Source organism: Azospirillum brasilense (assembly GCF_001315015.1).
GTDB classification, from domain to species: Bacteria; Pseudomonadota; Alphaproteobacteria; order Azospirillales; family Azospirillaceae; genus Azospirillum; species Azospirillum brasilense.
In genome coordinates, this window is the sequence record NZ_CP012914.1 from 1,054,372 (window position 1) to 1,074,809 (window position 20,438).

The window sequence follows — 20,438 nt, forward strand, 5'->3', positions numbered from 1 at the left end:
TATGACCGTGACCACCGTCAAGCCCGACTCGGCGGTTCAGGCCGCCGACGCGGTGCGCTGGGCCTTATCGGAGGGGACGCCGCTGGACGTCGCCGGTTCAGGGTCCAAGCGCGGCCTCGGGCGTCCGATCCAGACCGCCTGCACGCTCGACCTGTCCGGCCTGTCCGGAGTCGTCGCCTACGAGGCGGAGGAACTGGTGCTGACCGCCAGGGCCGGCACGCCGATGGCCGAAATCCTGCCGATGCTGGCCGAACGGCGGCAGCAGCTCGCCTTCGAACCGCAGGACCTCGGGGCGCTGTTCGGGCAGCCGGAGGGGCAGGGGACGCTGGGCGGGGTGATATCCTGCGGGCTGGCCGGGCCGCGGCGCATCAGCGCCGGCTCCGCCCGCGATCACACGCTGGGCATCGAGGGGGTGAACGGGCGCGGCGACCTCTACAAGGGCGGTGGCAAGGTGGTGAAGAACGTCACCGGTTACGACGTGCCCAAGCTGATGGCCGGCTCCTTCGGCACGCTGACCGTCCTGACGGAGCTGACGGTGAAGGTGCTGCCGGCGCCGGAGGATGTCCGGACTCTGCTGCTGGCCGGGCGCGAGGACGCCGGGGCTGTCGCGGTGCTGACCGCGGCGCTGCAGAGCCCCTACGACGTGTCCGGCGCCGCCCATCTGCCGGCCGCGGTGGCGGCGCGGTCCCATGTGCGGGCGGTCGCGGCGGCGGGCGGCGCGGTCACGCTGGTGCGGGTGGAGGGCTTCGGCCCGTCCGTCACCGCCCGCGTCGCCGCGCTGACGGAGGAGCTTGGCGCCGACGCCGTGCTGGACCGGGACGAGTCGCGGGCGGTGTGGAAGGAGGTTCGGGACGTGGCGTATTTTGGCCCCTCCCCTGCGTCAGCGGGGGAGGGCCGGGGTGGGGGCGATGACTCCCGCCACGTCTGGAAAATCTCCGTCCAGCCTTCCGAAGGGCCGCGCGTGGCGGAGTCGATCCGCTGGGCGCTGGATGCGGAGCTGTATTTCGATTGGGGCGGCGGGCTGATCTGGGCGGCGGTGGCGCCGACCGCCGACTCCGCGACCGCGATCCGCGGCGCGCTGGGCACCGCCGGCCACGCGACGCTGGTGCGCGCGCCCGAGGATGTGCGGATCACGGCGGAGGTGTTCCACCCGTTGCCCGAACCGGTGATGGCGCTGAGCCGCCGGGTGAAGGAGAGCTTCGACCCCTGCGGCATCCTGAACCCCGGCCGCATGTACGCGGGAGTGTAAGGCATCCATGCAGACCAACTTCACGCTCACCCAGCTCGCCAACGCCGACTACCGGGACTCGGAAGCGATCCTGCGCAAGTGCGTCCATTGCGGCTTCTGCACGGCGACCTGTCCGACCTACGTCCTGTTGGGCGACGAGCTGGACAGCCCGCGCGGCCGCATCTACCAGATCAAGGACATGCTGGAAAAGGGCGGGCCGCCCACCGAGCATCAGGTGAAGCACGTCGACCGCTGCCTCTCCTGCCTGTCCTGCATGACGACCTGCCCGTCGGGCGTCAATTACATGCATCTGGTCGATCACGCCCGCGCCCATATCGAGGCGACCCACGCCCGCCCGCCCGCCGACCGGGCCATCCGCGATCTGTTGGCCCGCGTGCTGCCCAACCCGCGGCTGTTCCGCCTGGCCCTGATCGCCGCTTGGTTCGGCAAGCCCTTCGCCGGGCTGCTGCCGGGGCGGCTGGGCGCGCTGCTGGCGCTGGCCCCGAAATCGGTGCCGGGGCCGAGCCACAGCGACCGCGCGGGCAGCCATCCGGCGGTCGGGCCGCGCCGCAAGCGCGCCGCCCTGCTCGTCGGCTGCGCCCAGCAGGTGCTGGCCCCGCAGATCAACGAGGCGACCATCCGCCTGCTGAACCGCCAGGGGGTCGAGGTGGTGGTGGCCAAGGGGGCCGACTGTTGCGGCGCCCTGACCCATCATATGGGCAAGACTGGCCTCAGCGACGCGGCTGCGAAGAAGACCATCGACGCCTGGATCGCCGAGATGGACGGAGAAGGGCTGGACGCCATCATCGTCAACACCTCGGGCTGCGGCACCACCGTGAAGGACTACGCCTACCAATTCCGCGAGGACGCGGAGTACGCGCCCAAGGCGCTGCGCGTGGCGGCCATCGCCCGCGACGTGACGGAGTTCCTGGCGGAGATCGGCCTGTCCGCTCCGGTGATCGAGACGGGGCAGGCCATCGCCTACCATTCCGCCTGTTCCATGCAGCACGGCCAGCGCATCAAGGACCCGCCGCGCCATCTGCTGCGCGGTGCCGGCTTCGAGGTGAAGGAAATCCCCGAAGCGCATCTCTGCTGCGGCTCCGCCGGCACCTACAACATGCTCCAGCCGGAGATCGCCGTTCAGTTGCGCGACCGCAAGGTGCGCAACATCGAAAGCACGAAAGCCGCCGCCATCGCCGCCGGCAACCTCGGCTGCATCACCCAGATCGCCACCGGGACCGGGCTGCCCATCGTCCACACGGTCGAGTTGCTGGATTGGGCAACCGGCGGCCCGAAACCCGACGCGCTGAGGGACAGCCCGGCCTTCGCCGGTCCCGCCCAGGCGCCGGGTGCTGCGCCGCGCGCCGCAGAGTAGGTCGGCCATATCCCCTCTCCCCTCCGGGGAGAGGGTTAGGGTGAGGGGGTTGTGCTTGTGCCGGACGTACCGCCATGCGCAACCCCCTCACCGGCCCTTCGGGCCACCCTCTCCCCAGAGGGGAGAGGGCTATTTTGGCTCATCCGGCCTCCTTGCGAGGGGACCCACCGACCCCCTTGGACTTTTTGCGGCGTATGGCTAGGTTGGCGCCAACGGGATGATGAGGCGCTCAGTGGACAGCGGGTTCAAGGACGACAGCGACGGCGGGTACGGAGTCTTGCGGCGGCTGTCGGCCTGGGGTGTGCACGCCTTCACCGGCAGCGGCGTCGTGCTGGGGTTGCTGGCCCTGCTCGCCGCTGTCAACGGCGAGGCCAAGGCGTGTCTCGGCTGGCTGGGGCTGGCGTTGGTGGTCGACGGGGTGGATGGCACGCTGGCCCGCCGCGCCTCGGTGAAAGAGGTGCTGCCGGGCATTGACGGGTCGGCGCTCGACCTCGTGATCGATTATCTGACTTACGTCGTCGTTCCGGCGGTCTTCATGTACCGCTTCGGCCTGCTGCCCGACGGGCTGGGTGTGGCGCTGGCCGCCTTCATCATGATGACCTCGCTCTACTGCTTCTCGAACACCGGGATGAAGAGCGGTGACAACTATTTCGTCGGCTTTCCGGCGATCTGGAACGTGGTCGCGCTCTATCTGTGGATTCTGGCGCTCGAACCGTGGATCAACACCGCGGTGGTGCTGGTCCTCGGCCTGCTGACCTTCACGACGGTCAAGTTCCTGCATCCCTTCCGGGTGCGCCGCTGGATGCGCCTAAATCTTCTGGTCAGCGGCGCGTGGCTGGCCTCCAGCGCGGCGCTGGTGGTCCTCTATCCGGACCGTCCCGACGCCGTCTGGTATGTCTGGCTGGCCAGCAGCGCCTATTACGCGGCGGTTTGCCTGTGGCGGACGCTGCGCGGGCCGGTCGAGGCGTAAGGCGCGCCTCAGGGCTTTTCGGGAGTGGTCTCCCGGTTGACGTCGTCCTTGGCGTCGCGGGCCTTCTGCTGGATGGCGGCGCCGGCGTCCTGCATCATGCGGCCGGCCTCGGCGCCGATGCCCTTGGCGGCCTCGCCCACGCGCTCCGCGGTCTGGTCCACCGCGCGTCCGATTTCCTGGCCGGTCCTTTCCGCCGACTGCTGGTCGTCGCAGGCGGCCAGCAGCGGCAGGGCCAGGAGGGGAAGGGCAAGGACGGCGGTGCGAATCCCGTTACGACGAGCCATGGAATGGTCTCCACAATTGATCCATGGAGGCGTAACGGTTCACGGGGGCGTTTGGTGCCCGCTCTCCATCAAAAGGGGAGCGTTCCTCAAAAGCGGTAGGAGGCGGTGATGGCGACCACCGGCCAGAAGCGGGCGGCGCGGATCGAATCCTCGACCTCGCGGCGCTGGTCCTCCAGCACGGCGGCGATGGCCGGCGTGGTCGCCACGCCGGGGGCGCTCAGGCTGACCCGCGGCTTGCCCTGGAACAGCACGCCGAGATCCACGCCCACGCTGAAGTTGGGGCTGAACACCGTGCCGTTGTAGCCGATGCCGGCATAGGGGGCGAAGCGGTCAAACTTGGCCTCGCCGTCGAGCTGGCCGGCTTGCTGCGGCGTGACCACCACCCCGCCGAAGCTGCGCGGGCCGGACAGGGTGCCGGTCAGGTCGGCCTTGTTGTAGTTGATGCGCGCGCCGCCGCTGATGCGGAAGCCGGTGCCTGCGACCGGATAGACGTCCAGCACCGCGCCGAAGCTGCGCAGCTTCACATCCAGATCGTAATCGACGCCGGAAATGCTGCGGTCGGTGCTGAAGGTGAACATGTTGCCGCCCAGCCGCAGCCCGAACATCGGATTCATCCGGTAGCCGGCCTCCAGCCCCAGGCCGAGCGTGCTGGCCTGCGCGCCGACATGGAAGGGGGACTCGACCGGACCATCCATGGTCTGGGCGGTGGCGGCGGAGGCTCCGGCAACGGCGAGGGCGAAGGCGAGAAGGGCGGCGGTGCGCATGCGGCGTTTCCCCTGGGACGTCTCGATCGAATGGGGAACGCGGACCAACCGCAAAGGTTGCGGCCGGCATGAGTCGCCGGCCGCGTTTCAGCTGACTGTGACAAAATCGTCACAATGTCGGATCATAACCCTGTTCAGAACTGGTCCTCGCTCAGCGCCATGACCGTGCGGTGGGCGGTCAGGATCGGCAGCAGCAGGCCCGGCCCTTGGGCCAGGATCTGCTCGGCGTAGAAGCGGGCGGTGACCAGCTTGGCCTCCAGGAAGGGTGCGTTGGCGCCGGGCTGGCGCAGCCCCTCCAGCGCCTTGGCGGCAGAGCGGGCGAGCATCCAGCCGCCGGCCACCGTGCCCCACAGCTTCAGATAGTTCACGGCCCCCGCCGCGGCGGCGCGCAGGTCGCCGTCGGCCTGGGTCTTGACCACCCAGGCCACCGCCTGCTCCAGCGCGTCCAGCCCGGCGGACAGGTTGGTGCGGATCGCCTCCATGTCGTCGCCGGGGATGCTCTCCAGCTCCGCCACCGTGGCGCGCATCTCCGCGATGAAGGTCCGGGCCGACTCGCCGCCGTCGCGGCCGGTCTTGCGGAAGGTCAGGTCGTTGGCGTGGATGCCGTTGGTGCCCTCGTAGATCGGGGTGATGCGGGCGTCGCGGTAATGCTGGGCGGCGCCGGTCTCCTCGATGAAGCCCATGCCGCCGTGGATCTGCACGCCGGTGGAGGCGACGTCGCAGCCGATGTCGGTGCTCCACGCCTTCACGATGGGGGTCAGGATGTCCACGCGGGCGGTCGCGGCGGCGCGCACCGCGGCGTCCTCGTGGTGGCGGGAGACGTCGAGCTGTGTACCGGCGTAGAGCGCCAGCGCGCGGGCGGCCTCCGTCTTGGCGCGCATGTCCAGAAGCATCCGGCGCACGTCCGGATGGCGGATGATGGCGACGCCGGAACCCTTGGGGTCGGCCAGATCCTTGCTCTGCACGCGGCCTTTGGCGTAGTCGCGGGCCTGCTGGTAGGCGCGCTCGGCGATCGCCACGCCCTGGATGCCGACGCCGAGGCGGGCGTTGTTCATCATGGTGAACATGTATTCGATGCCGCGGTTCTCCTGGCCGACCAGGAAGCCGGTGGCGCCGCCGTCGTCGCCGAAGGCCATCACGGCGGTGGGGCTGGCCATGATGCCCAGCTTGTGCTCCAGGCTGGCGCAGCGCAGGTCGTTGCGCGCGCCCGGCGTGCCGTCCGCGTTGGGCAGGAACTTCGGCACGATGAACAGGCTGATGCCCTTGATGCCCGGAGGCGCGTCGGGCAGGCGGGCCAGCACCAGATGGACGATGTTGTCCGTCAGGTCATGCTCGCCGTAGGTGATGAAGATCTTCTGGCCGGTGATGCGGTAGGTCCCGTCCTCGGCCCGCACCGCGCGGGTGCGCACGGCGGCGAGGTCGGAGCCGGCCTGCGGCTCCGTCAGGTTCATGGTGCCGTTCCACTCGCCGGCGATCATCTTCGGCAGGTAGAGCGCCTTCTGCTCCGCGCTGGCGTGCTCGGTCAGCAGATCGACAGCGCCCTGGGTCAGCAGGGGGCACAGGCCAAAGGACAGGTTGGCCGCCTGCCACATCTCGTTCACCGCGAAGGCGACGGTCCAGGGCAGGCCCTGCCCGCCATACTCCGGCTCGAAGGGCAGGCTGTTCCAGCCGCTCTCGGTGAACTGGCTGTAGGCGTCCTTCCAGCCGGTCGGCGTGCGGACCACGCCGTTCTCCAGCACCGAGCCTTCCTTGTCGCCGACCCGGTTCAGCGGGGCGAGCACGCCGGAGGCGAACTTGCCGGCTTCCTCCAGCACGGCGTCCACCAGATCGGGGGCCGCCGAATCGCAGTTCGGAAGCGCGGCGACCGTTTCGAGGCCGACCACCTCGTTGAGGACAAAGCGGAGGTCATCGACCGGAGCGGTGTAGGGAATCATGGATGGAGCGGCCTCCCGTGACCCGATTGTGCGTGCCCGATTGCGCGTGCCCGATGGTCCGTGACGCGTCTTGGGCGGTTTACGTGCGCGTCACCATACCGTACCGAATGGTGCATGGCGAGCCTCACCGTCGGACAGGAATATTGGCATCTGGGTTGCGGTGCGAACAGCGCGGCTGCGACGCAGGAGAGGGTCCCGGACTTGGCATCCCAGTTGCAGGGGTGGGGCAGCACCGCTCACAGGGGTTCCACCCATGACCATCGCCGCCGCCCTTGCCCGTCAGGCCGAATCCGCCGTCCAGGCCGCGAAGACCAGCCGCGGGCCGGAGAACGTCGAGGCGGCGGTCCGCAACGCCAGCGCCAAGACCGGGGTCGATTTTTCCTACCTCATGGAAAAAGCTGCCGTGGAGAGCGGGTACCGGACGGACGTGAAGTCCTCTTCCTCCTCGGCGACCGGGCTCTACCAGTTCATCGACAGCACATGGCTGGCGACGATGCGCGACCATGGGGCGGACCACGGCTACGCCAAGTACGCCAATGCGATTCAGACGCGCGGCGACGGGCGCCCCTACGTGACCGATCCCGACCTGAAGCGCGAGATCCTCGACCTGCGCAAGGACCCCAACGCCTCGGCCCTGATGGCGGCGGAGTACACCCGCGACAACAAGGAGTATCTGGAGGACACGGTCAAAGGGAAGGTCGGCTCCACGGAACTCTACATGGCGCATTTCCTCGGGGCCGGCGGGGCGTCGAAGTTCCTGAACGCCATGCGGGACAACCCCAACCGCGCCGCCAAGGAGCTGTTCCCCGACGCCGCCTCGGCCAACAAGGCGGTGTTCTTCGACAAGGACACCGGCCGGGCCAAGTCGCTGAAGGACATCTACGACCGCTTCGCGACGAAGTTCGCGGAGTCGCCCAACGCCGACTTCGCCCCCGCCCAGACCGCCATCGACCGGGTGCGCCGCCAGGACATGCCGGACGGCTTCACCGTCCAGGTACCCAGCATGCCGCAGAAGGCGCTGAACGGCACGCCGCTGTCGATCTACCATGTGCTGGCCCTGAACGCGCTGGAAACGCCGGACGAGGTGGACAGCATCTCCGGCAGGCCCGCCCGCGGCCGCCGCCCGGACGGCGAGGACAAGGACAACCGCCGCATGCGCGACCAGCCGGTCCGCACGGATCAGAACGAACACACCGGGCTGGGCCTCGGGCTGGGCCTGTCCAAGGTGGTCGGCCAGGGGATTGCGGCCGGGACATCGGACACGACAACGGCGAAGGCGGCCTGATCAGCTGAACGCCGGGCTACGCGCCCTTGAGCCGATCGCGGGCATCCGCCGCGATGGCCGCGAAGACCCGGCGGTCGCCGGGCAGCAGCGCGTCGGCGGTCAGGCGGCGGTGCGGCTCGAACCGCAACCCTGCCCGGTGCGCCGCCGCGGCGCTTCCCCAGAAGGCCGGCGACCGATAGCGCAGGCCCGCCGCATGGCGCGGTTCGCGCAGCCTTACCTCCCGCAGCACGTTGGTCAGGTCGAAGTCGATGAGGACCCGCCGCCCGCCGGGGCCGGTCAGGCAAATCCAGGCATGGAACGGGAAGGATTCCGCCTCCTGTCGCCGTTGCGCCGGATCGGGAGGACGGACGTCGGCGGGTGCCGCCGGATAGCCGAGCCAGCGCCCCCGGCCATGGGCCTCGGACTTGCGGAACGCCACGCGGCCCAGCGCGACCTCGGCCCGGCCGTGGCCCAGAGCCTCCAGCAGCATCGCCCCGGCAAAGGCGTAATACTGGCAGCCGCCCAGCCGGTGGGTGTGGACCAGCTCGCGGTGCAGCGGATGGGCGGTCACGGCGTCATGCACCGCCCGCCGGATGCGCTCCCGCTCCGGCGGCAGGGCGCATGTGCTGGACGTGCCGGGCACCGGCGCCATCTCGGCCTCGCCCAGCATCAGGCGCATCCACGCCGACATCGCGAGAAGCATCGCCGCCTCCGTTCCGCGGTTACCGACCTGCACGACGACGAACAGGCCGGAACCGTGAAAGGTTGCCCGAGGCGGGCAGGGCACCTCTTGCGGCAGCCCCTTACGGCAGCATCTTGCCGGGGTTCAGCAGGCCCTTGGGGTCGAGCGCCGCCTTCATGGCGCGCAGCAGGTCGAACTCGACCGGGCTCTTGATGACCGGCATCTCGTCCTTCTTGAAGCGGCCCACGCCGTGCTCGGCGGAAATGGAGCCGTCCAGGTCGAAGATGACCTCGTTCACGACGTGGCAGATCTCGTCCCAGCGGGCGAGGTAGGCGGCGGTGTCGGCGCCCTCCGGCTGGCTGAGGTTGAAGTGGATGTTGCCGTCCCCGACATGGCCGAAGGGGGTGGGGCGGATGCCGGGGCAGGCTGCGGCTACCGCAGCCTCGGCGCGCTCGATGAACTCGGCGACGCGCGACACCGGGACCGACACGTCGTTCTTGATCGAACCGCCCTCGAACTTCTGCGCCTCGACGATGGCCTCGCGGATGAACCAGAGCTGGTTGGCCTGGGTCTCCGACTGGGCGATGGTGGCGTCGGTGGCAAGCTCCGCCTCGAAGGCTTCGCCCAGCGCCGCCTCGACCGTCTCGCGGAAGGCGTCGGATTGGGTGCCGGCGGTCAGCTCGGTCAGCACGTACCAGGGCGACGGCTCCGACAGCGGGTCGATGGTGCCGGCGACGTGCTTGAGCGCGAACTCCAGGCAGCGGCGCGACATCAGCTCGAAGGCGGCGACGGCGTCGCCCGACGCCTCGCGCAGACGGGCCAGCAGCTCGATGGCGGCGGCGGGGCTGGGCACGGCGATGAAGGCCGTCTCCGCCTGGCGCGGGCGCGGGTAGAGCTTCAGCACCGCGGCGGTGACGATGCCCAGCGTGCCCTCCGCCCCGATGAACAGATGCTTCAGGTCGTAGCCGGTGTTGTTCTTGCGAAGGCTGCGCAGGCCATTCCAGATGCGCCCGTCGGCCAGCACCACCTCCAGCCCCAGCACGAGGTCGCGCATGTTGCCGTAGCGCAGCACGTTAATTCCGCCGGCGTTGGTGGAGATCAGCCCGCCGATCTGGCAGGTGCCCTCCGCCCCCAGGCTCATCGGCAGCAGGCGGTCTTTGTCCTTCGCGGCCTCCTGCGCGGTCTTCAGCACGACGCCGGCCTCCACCGTCATGGTGTAGTTCAGCGTGTCGATGCCGCGGATCCTGTTCATCCGCGACAGGCTGATGACGATCTCGCGCCCTTCCTCGTAGGGGATGGAGCCGCCGACGAGGCTGGTGTTGCCGCCCTGCGGGACGACCGGTATGCCGGCCTCCGCGCAGATTTTCACCACCGCCGCGACCTCTTCGGTGCTGGCCGGGCGGACCACCGCCGGGCTGTTGCCCTTGAAGCGCCCGCGCCATTCCGACAGGTAGGGGGCCATGTCCTCCGGCGCGGTGAGAAGGCCGTTCGGGCCGACGATGGCGCGGATCCGGTCGAGAGCGGCGGAGAGGCTGGCGGCGTCAGGGCTGGAGGCAGGGCTGGCGGAGGTCATGGGCGGACGGTCCGGGGGCTGGAGAGAGCATTGCCCCCACCCCGACCCTCCCCCGCTGTCGCAGGGGAGGGGGCTTTCTGTCCCTCCCCTGCGACAGCGGGGGAGGGAGGGACCCGCGACGCGGGAGGGTGGGGGCTCGTTGCGAGACTCTTATCGCCTCGCCGTGCGTTTTTCCACTATGCCCGCGGGGCCGCCGCCCGCCGCAGCCGGTCGTTGATGGCCACACCCAGCCCCTCGTCCGGGATCGGCATCACCGCGATGGCGCGGGCGCCCTCCTGGTCGAGCGCGCGGAGATGGGCGAACAGGTTCGCCGCCGCCTCGTTCAGGTCACCTTGCAGGCTCAGGTTCAGCCGGGCCTTGCCGCCGCGGATGAAGCGGTCGGGGCCGAAGGTCAGGAACGCCTCGTCCTCCTCGGCGCTGGTGGCGTTCAGCCGCACCGGGGCGTTGGGGGCGTAGTGGCTTTCCAGCTGGCCGGGCGACTTCGGGGCGTCGGGGTTGCCGGCGGAGACCTGGATGGGGCCGATCAGCCGCTCGATCTCCTCGCGCAGCACCGCGCCGGGGCGCAGCAGCACGGGCGTGTCGCCGGTCAGGTCGAGCACGGTGGATTCCACCCCGACCTGGCACTTGCCGCCGGCCACCACCATGCTGACCCGGTCGCCCAGGCTCTCGATGACGTGGTGCGGGGCGGTTGGGCTGACCGCGCCGGAGCGGTTGGCGCTGGGCGCGGCGATCGGCTTGCCGGCGGCCTTCAGCAGCGCCTGCGCCACCGGGTGGGCGGGCACGCGCACCGCCACGCTGTCCAGCCCAGCGGACACCAGCAGCGACAGCCCGGCCTCCGGGCGGCGGGGCAGGACTAGGGTCAGCGGGCCGGGCCAGAACTGATGGGCCAGCTCCACCGCGCGCTCGTCGAGCACGGCGATGGCCTCGGCCGCTTCCAGGTCCGGCACATGGGCGATCAGCGGGTTGAACTGCGGGCGGCCCTTGGCGGCGAAGATCGCGGCCACGGCCCGGTCGTCGGTGGCGTCGCCGCCGAGGCCGTAGACGGTCTCGGTCGGGAAGGCGACCAGTTCGCCGCAGCGCAGGGCCTCGCCGGCGCGGGCGAGGCCGGCGGGCGTGGCGGGGATGATGTCGGGATGCTTGTCGGTCACGGGGCGATTTGTAAAGCGTGGGAGGATGAAGTCAATTCGCGCGGTTGCGCCGTCTCTGTCCAAGCCTTATGACGGGTGTGCGCGATAAACAACCAAATGATGGGTGTGGGCATGGCGGGCAAGGTCTTCACCGTGGCTCAGCAGAAGGGCGGGGCCGGAAAGACCACGCTGGTGGCACACCTCGCCATTGCCTGGATGCAGCTTGGGCGCTCGGTCGCCACGGTGGACATCGACCCGCAGGGCAGCCTGACCCGCTGGCAGGCGGTGCGGGCGGAGGCCACGGGTGGGCAGCCCGGCTTCACCCATGTCCAGATCACCGGCTGGCGCACCCAGACCGAGGTCGAGAAGCTGGCCCGCGACCATGACATCGTGCTGATCGACAGCCCGCCCCACGCCCAGACGGAGGCGCGCATCGCCGTGCGCGCCGCCAGCCTCGTCCTCGCCCCGGTGCAGCCCAGCCCGATGGACCTGTGGGCGGTGCAGCCGACGCTGGACCTCGCCGCGCAGGAGAAGCGCCGCCTGCTGCTGGTGCTGAACCGTGTGCCGCCGCGCGCCCGCATCGCCGACGAACTGATCGGGCGGGTGCGCGAGCTGGTCAACCCGCCGGCCGTTGACATCGCGGAGTCGCAGATCGGCAACCGCACCGCCTACGCCGGGACCCTGCTGTCCGGCCTGTCGGTAACCGAGGCGGCGCGCAAGACCCAGGCGGCGGCGGAGATGCAGGCGCTGGCCGAGGAGATCTTGCGGCGCGCCGGGTAAGTTTCTGGTCGCTGGCAGAGGCGCTTACGCAGGGGGCTTGCATGGACGGCACGATACAGAGCGTTGATCTCGTCGAGCATCTGACGGCCAACCCGCATCTTGGCCGCATCCTGCGGGGCGGCGACGGCGACCCGGTCGCGGCGGTCTTCGACCGCTGTGTTCTGAACAACCACCTGATGTTCCCGGTGACGCCGGATCTGCGCTGCTTCCGGCCGCATTTCGGCATGTTCCAGGAGATTGCCTACGGGATGGTGGGGCAGCCCCCCTCGCCGGTGTTCCTGAAGGCGCTCGCCCAGCCCGAGCCGCCCGGCAAATATCTGGCGATGGGTGGCAACGACAATTATTTCCACTGGTGCCTGGATCACCTGCCGCGTCTGGTCTTCGGCGCGATCGCTCCGGATGGCGCGGAGCGGCGGGTCATCATGGACGGCCCGCCCAACCCGTGGCAGGCGGCCTCGTTGCGCCTCTTCATGGCCGGGCTCAAGCTCGACACGCTGGATCTGCATGTCAGCCGCAGCGATTGGAGCGGTTATTCCGATTGCCTCGTGCCGCTTCCGTTGCGGTCGCAGGCGGTGGCGATCTGGAGCGTGGTTCTGAACCACGCCCGCGACGTCCTGCCGACGCCATCCGGAGTGAAGCGGTTGTTCGTCCTGCGGAGGAACACGACCAAGCGCTTTGCCGTGAACCAGGACGAGGTGGCCGACGCGCTGGAGCCGCTGGGCTTTCTGGCCGTCGATCCGGGAAGCCTCACGTTCGAGGAACAATTCGCCCTGTTCAGCGGGGCGGAACTGATCGTCGGCAGCCACGGCGCAGCCTTGACCAACATCCTGTTCGCGCCGCAGGGCGCCACCCTGATCGAACTTCGCGGGCGCGTTCTCCAACCCTTCTTTGGAAATCTCGCCGCCCAGCGGGGGATGCGCTATCTCGATCTGGCCTGTCCGGAACGGCCCGACAGCCATCATGACATCATCGAGCGGGACTACGTCGTTCCGCTCGACGCGTTGCGCGAATGCCTTGCCGGGGTTGGCGTCCGCTGAAGCGGCGAGGGATGGTGTCCCCCACCGCATCGCGAAACGACTACAGCGCCTGCAGAGCCTTCAGCACCGCGGCGACATGGCCGGTGACCTTCACCTTGCGCCAGACATTGCGGACGATGCCGTCCTTGTCGATCAGGAAGGTCGCGCGCTCCAGCCCCATGTACTTGCGGCCGTACATGCTCTTCTCGACCCAGACGCCGTAGGCCTCGGCGACGCCGGTTTCCTTGTCGGAGGCCAGCGTGAAGGGCAACTCGTACTTCGCCTTGAACTTGTCGTGGCTGGCCACGCTGTCCTTCGACACGCCGATGATGACGGCGTCGAGCCCGCTGAAGTCCGGAAGCTGATCGCGGAAGCCGCAGGCCTCCGACGTGCAGCCCGAGGTGTCGTCCTTCGGGTAGAAGTACAGGATCACCGGCTTGCCCCGCAGGGCGGACAGCGTGACGCTGCCGCCGCCGTCGGTCGGCATGGTGAAGTCCGGGGCGGGGGTGCCGGCCTCGATGGCGGGCGTCTGGATATCACTCATGGGAGTTTGGCTTCTTCGTTGGTCTCTGGGGGAGGCAGCCTTGACGCCGGCTCCTCGACCAGCGCCACGAAATGGCGGTGGGCGCGGGCGGCGATGTCCCGGATTCTGCTGTCGAGCGCGGCGAAGTCAACCGCCGGCTCCTCGTCCGGGAAGGCGGCGCGGGACAGACCCTCCCGCAGGGTGGGCGAAACCTGCCGCGGATCGAGCACGCCGTCGGTGGTCAGGCGCAGGAAACCCTGCACGCGGCGCCACAGCTTCAGCGTCGCCGCCAGCTCCTCCGCCACCTCCGGGGCCAGCAGCCCGGCCGCGGCGGCGTTGAGCAGGGCGCGGCTGGTCGCGATGGACAGGATCTCCGGATGCGCGTGCCCGTGGCGGAGCTGGAGATACTGGGCGGTGAACTCGATGTCGATCAGGCCGCCGCGGGCGTACTTGACGTTCCACGGGTTGGCGGTGCCGAACTCCTTGTCGATGCGGCGGCGCATGTCGGCGACGTCCCGCAGCACCTTGGCCGGGTCGCGCGGCCCGGTCAGCACGCCGCGGATCGCCGACTCGACCTTATGGCCCAGCGGCGGGTCGCCGCCGATGACGCGGGCACGGGTCAGGGCCATGTGTTCCCACGTCCAGGCGTCCTTGGCCTGATAGGCGGTGAAGGCGTCCAGCGCGGTGGCGAGGGGGCCGGCGTTGCCCGACGGGCGCAGCCGCATGTCCACCTCGTACAGCCGCCCGTCGGCCATCGGGGCGGTGATGGCGTTGGTCAGGCGCTGCGTCAGCTTGATGTAATACTCGTTGGGCGCCAGCGGCTTGGTCCCGTCCGACTGGCGCGTTCCCGGAGGCACCTCGTAGACGACGATCAGGTCGATGTCGGAGGTGATGGTGAGCTGCCGGCTGCCCAGCTTGCCCATCGCCACCACCACCCAGGCGCCGCCGGGGATGCGGCCGTGGCGGGTGGCGAACTCCTCCTCGACGCGGGCGGCCAGCTCCGGCACCACCACGTCGGCCAGATCGGCGAGGAAGGGGCCGCAGTGGTCGCCGTCGGTGATGCCGCGCAGGATGTGCGCCCCGGCGCGGAAGCGCTGGTCGTTGGTCCAGCGCCGCGACAGGGTCAGCACGTCCTCGAAGTTGTGCGCCCCGGCGATGAATCGCTGGTACTCCGGCGTAAGCCCGGCCGCGTCGGGCAGCGGGTCGAAGAAATCGGGCGACAGCACGGCGTCGAGCAGCGACGGGTTGCGCGACAGCGTCTCGGCCAGCTGCGGCGCCGTGCCCATGATCTCCGCCACCAGGGCGAGCAGCCAGGGGTTGGCGATGAACAGCGAGAACAGCCCGACTCCTGCCGGCAGCCGCTCCAGGAAGCTGTCGAACTTGACCAGCGCATCATCCGGGGCGGGGGTCTTCGCCAGCTCGTTCAGCATGGCCGGCACCAGCTCGGTCAGCAGTTCCCGCGCGCGGCCCGAGCGGGTGGAGCGGTAGCGCCCGCGGTGCCAAGTGGAAACCACGGCGATGACCCGGCTGGGGTCGCGGTAGCCCATGCCGGCCAGCGTCTTCACCGTGCCGGGGTCGTCGTCGGTGCCGGTGAAGACGAGGTTGCCGGGACCGGACAGCGACGGCGCCTCCTCGAACAATTCGGCGTAGCGGTCCTCCACCCGGCCGAGCTGGGCCAGCAGGTCGGCGCGGAAATCCTCGACCTGGGCGTAGCCGAGGAAGGTCGCCAGATGCGCCACCCCTTCGTCGTCCGCCGGGATCTGGTGGGTCTGGCGGTCGTCGGTCATCTGGATGCGGTGCTCGACCCGGCGCAGGAAGCGGTAGGCCTCCTCCAGCTCCTCCACCGCCGCCTCCGGCACGCGGCCGACCGCGCACAGCGCCTTGTTGGCCAGCAGGGTGGGGGCGATGCGCACGCGGATGTCGCGCCCGCCGAAAATCAGCTGCTGGGTCTGGGCGAAGAACTCGATCTCGCGGATTCCGCCACGGCCGACCTTGATGTCGTGGCCGTTCACCGTCACTTCACGATGGCCCTTGTGGGCGTTGATCTGACGCTTGATGGAATGGATGTCCTGGATGGCCGCGAAGTCGAGGTGGCGCCGCCACACGAACGGTTCGAGGAAACGCAGGAAATGCGCCCCCGCTTCCGGATCGCCGGCTATGGGGCGGGCCTTGATCATGGCCGCGCGCTCCCAGTTCTGCCCGACGCTGCCGTAGTAAATTTCGGCCGCCGAGACGGACACCGCCAGCGGCGTGGCTCCGGGATCGGGGCGCAGCCGCAGATCTGTACGGAAGACGTAGCCGTCCTTGGTCCGTTCATCCATAATGCGGACAAGATCGCGCGCGATACGAATGAACGTGCGGGCGAGGTTGTCCGGCTGGGGCGTTTGAACGACGGCGTCGTCGTACAGGACGATCAGGTCGATATCGCTGGAATAGTTGAGCTCGCGCGCACCAAGTTTGCCCATGCCAAGCACGATCAGGCCCGACCCGACCCATGGCCGCTGCGGTTCCGGCAGCGTCAGCGTGCCCGCCTCCGCGGCGCGGCGCAGCAGGTGGTTTGCCGCCATCCGCACCGACGTCTCGGCGATGTCGGACAGCGCGCCGGTGACGGCCTCCAGCTCCCACGCGCCGGTGATGTCGGCGATGGCGATCAGCAGCGCCGCCCGCCGCTTGGCGATGCGCAGGGCGGTCATCAGCCGGTCGATGTTGCGTTCCTCCGCGCAGTCCGCCTCCAGCCGGCGCAGCAGCGTCGCGAAGGCGTCGTCGTACCCCCGCGTCACCATCTCGCGGACGAAGGGCAACTCGCGCGTCAGGATCTGGCCGAGATACGGGCTGTTGCCGCACACCGCGTCGATCAGAGCCCGGCCCTCGGCCGAATCGGCGTACGCCTCGGCCCAGGCGCGCAAGGCGTCGCCGGTGCTGTCGCCGTCGTTGTTGCCGTCATTGTCCGCGGCGTTCGCCGCCTCGGCGCGCCAGCGCTCCAGGCCGCGTTCGGCAAGGCCGGTGTCGAAGGGTTTCGGCAGCGTGGTGGTCATGGTCGCGGCTATCCCTGCACAAGAACTGAGCAGGAAGGTGCGCGGTCGCGAGGGTCCGGTCAACTGTGACAACGCGCGGGCATCGTCGCCGGGACACCGACCGTGATCCGGCGCACCGCAAAGATTCTCGCCTGGACCACCGCGGGCGCGGTCGTCGTCGTCGGCGCCGCCGGCGGGCTGTTCGCCTGGCGGCTGGCCCAGGGGCCGATCGCCCTCGACCCGCTGACCCCCTATGTGGAGCGGGCGCTGAGCGACCCGCAGGGCCGCTACAGCGTCGATGTCGGCCAGCTCGTCCTGTCCTGGGTGGATGAGGAGGAGAGCGACGGGCTGACCCGCCTGGACCTGCGGGCCATCGACGTGCACGCGGTCAACGCCGAGGGCGACGAGCTTGCGGCGGTGCCGGAGCTGGGCGTCGGCTTCTCCGTGCGCGCGCTGTTCCAGGGCAAGCTGTCGCCGACCCGGCTCGACCTCGTGCGGCCGCGCCTCCAGGTGGTGCGCCGGGCCGATGGCAGCCTGGATTTCGACGTGCGCTCGCTCCCGTCCCCCGGCGCGCCGGAGAAGGAGGAGCCGGACGGCGGCCCTGATTTCGCGGGGGAGATCGTCTCCACCCTGATGCAGCCCCCGGATATTGCCCGCCCGCTGGGCCTGCTGCGGCGGCTGACCATCATCGGCGCCGACCTGACGGTGACGAACCGGATGCTGGGCCTGTCCTGGCACGCCAACCGCGCCGACATCGTGCTGACCCGCGACGGGACGGAGATCGTCGGCGGGGCGCAGCTGCTGCTCGACCTCGACGGGCGGACGGCGGCGGTGGAGGCGTCGGGCGTCCATCGCATGGCCGACGCGGAAACCGCGCTGTCCACCCGCTTCGACGGGCTGCAGCCGGCGGCGCTGGCCAAGATCGGCCCGCTGCTGGCGCCGCTGTCGGCGGTGACCGTTCCCCTGGGCGGGCGCATCGACGCGACGCTGGATTCGCGGTTCGAGCCGGTGCGCTTCAGCTTCGACCTGCAGGGCGGCGCCGGGGAGGTCAGCCTGCCCGCGCTGCGGCCCGACCCCTACCGCGTCGAGCGTGTGCGGCTGCGCGGCGGGCTGGACGTGCCGGGCCGGCGGGCGGAGCTGGAGCGGCTGGACCTCGCGTTCGACGGGATGGCGATGACCGGGCGGGGCGACCTGCGGGAGCAGGGCGGGCAGCGCAGCGGCAGCCTGCGGCTCGACCTGACGGCGGATGGCACGCGGGCTTCGCTCGCCCTCGACGGTACGCAGGTTCCCGACAAGGGCGCGTCGGTCGCCGCAACGCTCGACGGGCTGGTGCCCGCCACCCTGGCCGGTCTCGCCCCGGCGCTAGCGCCGCTCGCCGCGGCGCAGCTTCCCCTGTCCGGCACGGCCAGCGTGGAGCTGGACCCCGACGGGCAACCGCGCAACGGCCGTGCGGAGTTGAAGGCCGGCGCCGGGCGCGTCGTTCGGCCGGACCTGTTCCCGGAGCCGCTGCCCGTCGCCTCCGCGGCCCTGACAGTGGCCGGCGACCGCTCCTCGGGCAAGCTGGAGGTGGAGCGGCTGGCCATCGATCTCGGTGGGCCGACCGTGGAGGGAACGGCGCACGCCACCATCGCCGAGTTCGGCACGCCGGACGCCCGCCTGTCGGTCGAGGCGGCCGTAAAGGCCAAGCGGGTGCCGGCGGACGAACTGCCCCGGCTGTGGCCGCTCGGGGTGGGGAAGAACCCGCGGGAGTGGGTGACCCAAAACCTCTCGCGCGGCGTCGTTCCGGAGGCGACGGCGACCGTCCGGGCCAGCGGGCCGCTGTCCGACTTGGCGGCGATCGACGTGACGCATTTCCAGGCCGGCATCAAGGCCGAGGACATGACGGTGGATTATTTCCACCCGCTGCCCAAGGTCACCGGGTTGGGGGCTGAGGTGTCCACCGACGGCAAGACCTTCACCATCCACACCAAGGGCGGGCGGATCGACGACGTCCAGCTTGGCGAGGGCACGATCGTCATCGGCGGGCTGGACACCGGCAAGGAGACCATGGACATCCGCGTCCCGATCCGCGGGCCGGTGCGCACCATCCTGACCGTTCTCGACAGCCCGCCGCTGGGCTATCCCAGCCGCCTCGACCTCGACCCGAAGCGCACCCAGGGGCAGGCCGACGCGCAGCTCCACTTCCAGTTCCCGCTGCTGGTCGACCTGAAGGTGGAGCAGCTGAACCTCGACGTCGCGGCCAAGCTGCGCGGAGTCGGGGTGGAGAAGGTGGCCGCCGGCCTGACCGCGACCGAGGGCGACCTGACGCTGGCGCTCGACATGAACGCCATGACGGTGAAGGGCAACACCAAGCTGGACGGCATCCCCGTCACCATCGACTGGAAGGAGCAGTTCACCTCCACCGCCAAGGGGCCGCGCACCCGCATCGCCGTGAAGGGCGACGTGGACGCCCAGGACCTGCGCAGCCACGGCATCGACCTCGGCGATCATGTGGCGGGGCCGCTGGGAGCGGACGTTCTGTTCACCGTGGACCAGCGCCGCCGCTTCGGGCTGACCGCCGGGCTGAACCTGGAGAAGACCCATCTGCGCATCGACGAGCTGGGCTGGGAGAAGAAGCCCGGCGTGCCGGGCACCGGCAAGCTGGCGCTGGAGTTCCAAAAGGACCGGGTGACCCGCATCACCGGCCTGTCGGTCGATGCCGGTGGGCTGCGCGCCCAGGCGGTCGTCGACCTCGCGCCGCAGACCATGGCGGTCACCAAGGTGGCGGTCAGCCAGATGTCGGTCGGCAAGACCGACCTGAAGGCCGACGTGACGGTGCATGACGGCGGCAAGAGCGGCTATTCCGGGACCATCACCGGCCAGAGCCTGGACGCCCGCGTCCTGGCCGGCAAGGCCGACCCGCCCGGCGGCAAGAAGCAGGGGCCGAGCGATGAGAAACCGCTGCCGCTCGATTTCGACCTGACGCTGAACCGCGTCGTCTTCGGGGATGGCCGCCACCTGTCCGACGTGGCCGGGCGGATCAAGCGCGACCGCCTGTCCTGGACGGCGCTCGACGTGACGGCGAAGGCGGGGCGCGACGGGGCGGTGTCCCTGCGGTACCTGCCGGGTGCCCAGGGCTTCTACGACGTGGCCATCTCGGCCAGCGACGCCGGCGCAACCTTCCGCGCGCTCGATATCAACGACCGGGTGCAGGGCGGTGCGCTGACGATCACCGGCCGCACGGTGGAGCCGCGGGCGGATGCGGCCATCGAAGGTCGGCTGGAACTGACCGACTACGCGCTGGTCGATCCGCCGGTCCTGGCCCGTATCCTGAATTCCATTTCCCCCTCCGGCTTTGCCGAGCTGATGGGCGGCGGCAAGGGCATCCGCTTTGGGCGGGCGGTCAGCGACTACCGCAAGGACGGGCGCCTGCTGACCGTGAAGGACCTGCGCACCTCAGGCTCCGCACTCGGCCTGACGCTGACGGGGGAGGTGGACATCGAGACCGACACCGCCAACCTGCGCGGCACCATCGTGCCCATCTACGGGCTGAACCGCCTGATCGGCCAGATTCCTCTGCTGGGCGACGCGCTGAGCGGCGGCGAGGGGCAGGGCATCTTCAGCGCCACCTGGCACGTCCGCGGCCCGCTGGCCGACCCGGACGTGACGGTGAACCCGCTCGCCATGCTGGCGCCGGGCTTCCTGCGCAACCTGTTCTTTTTGGGCGAGGGGGGCGACGGCAAGGAAGCGCCCTCGCCGGGGACTTTCGTGAAGTAGGGGGCGGACGGGGGCAATCTAACCCTCTCCCCTCCGGGGAGAGGGTGGCCCAGAGGGCCGGTGAGGGGGTTGCGCTTTTGCCGGACGCTCCGCCACGCGCAACCCCCTCACCCTAACCCTCTCCCCAGAGGGGAGAGGGAGCATTGGT

Annotated in this window: 15 protein-coding genes; 7 read left to right on the top strand and 8 right to left on the bottom strand. The window is 70.2% G+C overall.

Translation table 11 applies throughout. The features are described from left to right. Position 1: 1 nt before the first annotated feature. The 3 genes from glcE to pcsA all read left to right on the top strand — a co-directional run bounded on the left by glcE (position 2) and on the right by pcsA (position 3,573). The gene (gene glcE, locus AMK58_RS04815; RefSeq protein ID WP_059398667.1) at positions 2-1,249 is read left to right on the top strand and encodes a glycolate oxidase subunit GlcE; all 1,248 of its coding nucleotides are present in this window, start codon (positions 2-4) and stop codon (positions 1,247-1,249) included. Between the two features lie 7 nt (positions 1,250-1,256). Beyond that, positions 1,257-2,603: a glycolate oxidase subunit GlcF gene (gene glcF / locus AMK58_RS04820; protein ID WP_059398668.1), complete on the top strand. Its 1,347-nt coding sequence runs from the start codon at positions 1,257-1,259 to the stop codon at positions 2,601-2,603. Positions 2,604-2,835: 232 nt separating this feature from the next. Further along, positions 2,836-3,573 (top strand): phosphatidylcholine synthase, encoded by a 738-nt coding sequence (pcsA, locus tag AMK58_RS04825; protein WP_104675386.1) that lies wholly within the window; start codon positions 2,836-2,838, stop codon positions 3,571-3,573. An 8-nt stretch (positions 3,574-3,581) separates the two neighbouring features. On the opposite strand, the gene AMK58_RS04830 is transcribed toward pcsA, so the two are convergent. The 3 genes from AMK58_RS04830 to AMK58_RS04840 all read right to left on the bottom strand — a co-directional run bounded on the left by AMK58_RS04830 (position 3,582) and on the right by AMK58_RS04840 (position 6,555). Then, positions 3,582-3,857: a hypothetical protein gene (locus AMK58_RS04830; protein ID WP_035672364.1), complete on the bottom strand. Its 276-nt coding sequence runs from the start codon at positions 3,855-3,857 to the stop codon at positions 3,582-3,584. Positions 3,858-3,943: 86 nt separating this feature from the next. Next, a complete protein-coding gene (locus tag AMK58_RS04835; RefSeq protein WP_051140150.1) occupies positions 3,944-4,621 on the bottom strand; it encodes a hypothetical protein in 678 nt (225 codons plus the stop codon). A gap of 134 nt (positions 4,622-4,755) precedes the next feature. Beyond that, positions 4,756-6,555, bottom strand: a complete 1,800-nt coding sequence (locus AMK58_RS04840) for an acyl-CoA dehydrogenase (RefSeq protein WP_035672367.1) — start codon at positions 6,553-6,555, stop codon at positions 4,756-4,758. A 253-nt stretch (positions 6,556-6,808) separates the two neighbouring features. On the opposite strand from AMK58_RS04840, the gene AMK58_RS04845 reads away from it, so the two are divergent. Next, a complete protein-coding gene (locus tag AMK58_RS04845) occupies positions 6,809-7,840 on the top strand; it encodes a lysozyme family protein (protein WP_035672370.1) in 1,032 nt (343 codons plus the stop codon). A 16-nt stretch (positions 7,841-7,856) separates the two neighbouring features. Here the strand turns inward: AMK58_RS04845 and AMK58_RS04850 are convergent, their stop codons facing one another. The 3 genes from AMK58_RS04850 to AMK58_RS04860 all read right to left on the bottom strand — a co-directional run bounded on the left by AMK58_RS04850 (position 7,857) and on the right by AMK58_RS04860 (position 11,222). Continuing rightward, positions 7,857-8,522: a hypothetical protein gene (locus AMK58_RS04850; RefSeq protein ID WP_035672373.1), complete on the bottom strand. Its 666-nt coding sequence runs from the start codon at positions 8,520-8,522 to the stop codon at positions 7,857-7,859. Between the two features lie 100 nt (positions 8,523-8,622). Next, complete coding sequence (locus AMK58_RS04855) at positions 8,623-10,074, bottom strand: FAD-binding oxidoreductase (protein ID WP_059398669.1); 1,452 nt, start codon at positions 10,072-10,074, stop codon at positions 8,623-8,625. Between the two features lie 176 nt (positions 10,075-10,250). Continuing rightward, positions 10,251-11,222, bottom strand: coding sequence for an L-threonylcarbamoyladenylate synthase (locus tag AMK58_RS04860; protein WP_035672376.1), 972 nt, complete (start codon positions 11,220-11,222; stop codon positions 10,251-10,253). A 111-nt stretch (positions 11,223-11,333) separates the two neighbouring features. Here AMK58_RS04860 and parA point away from each other — a divergent pair, with 111 nt between their 5' ends. Together parA and AMK58_RS04870 are read left to right on the top strand one after the other, a co-directional pair. Beyond that, the gene (gene parA / locus AMK58_RS04865; protein WP_035672399.1) at positions 11,334-11,981 is read left to right on the top strand and encodes a ParA family partition ATPase; all 648 of its coding nucleotides are present in this window, start codon (positions 11,334-11,336) and stop codon (positions 11,979-11,981) included. Between the two features lie 41 nt (positions 11,982-12,022). Continuing rightward, positions 12,023-13,018 carry a glycosyltransferase family 61 protein gene (locus AMK58_RS04870; RefSeq protein WP_035672379.1) on the top strand — a complete coding sequence of 332 codons (996 nt, stop codon included), beginning with the start codon at positions 12,023-12,025 and terminating at the stop codon, positions 13,016-13,018. A 40-nt stretch (positions 13,019-13,058) separates the two neighbouring features. Here the strand turns inward: AMK58_RS04870 and bcp are convergent, their stop codons facing one another. Both bcp and AMK58_RS04880 read right to left on the bottom strand, forming a co-directional pair. Further along, positions 13,059-13,541 (bottom strand): thioredoxin-dependent thiol peroxidase, encoded by a 483-nt coding sequence (gene bcp / locus AMK58_RS04875; protein ID WP_035672382.1) that lies wholly within the window; start codon positions 13,539-13,541, stop codon positions 13,059-13,061. Beyond that, positions 13,538-16,555: a bifunctional [glutamine synthetase] adenylyltransferase/[glutamine synthetase]-adenylyl-L-tyrosine phosphorylase gene (locus tag AMK58_RS04880; protein ID WP_059398670.1), complete on the bottom strand. Its 3,018-nt coding sequence runs from the start codon at positions 16,553-16,555 to the stop codon at positions 13,538-13,540. The genes bcp and AMK58_RS04880 overlap by 4 nt, the downstream gene beginning before the upstream one ends. A gap of 102 nt (positions 16,556-16,657) precedes the next feature. On the opposite strand from AMK58_RS04880, the gene AMK58_RS04885 reads away from it, so the two are divergent. Then, positions 16,658-20,290 (top strand): YhdP family protein, encoded by a 3,633-nt coding sequence (locus AMK58_RS04885; protein ID WP_059398671.1) that lies wholly within the window; start codon positions 16,658-16,660, stop codon positions 20,288-20,290. The last annotated feature ends 148 nt before the right edge of the window (positions 20,291-20,438 follow it).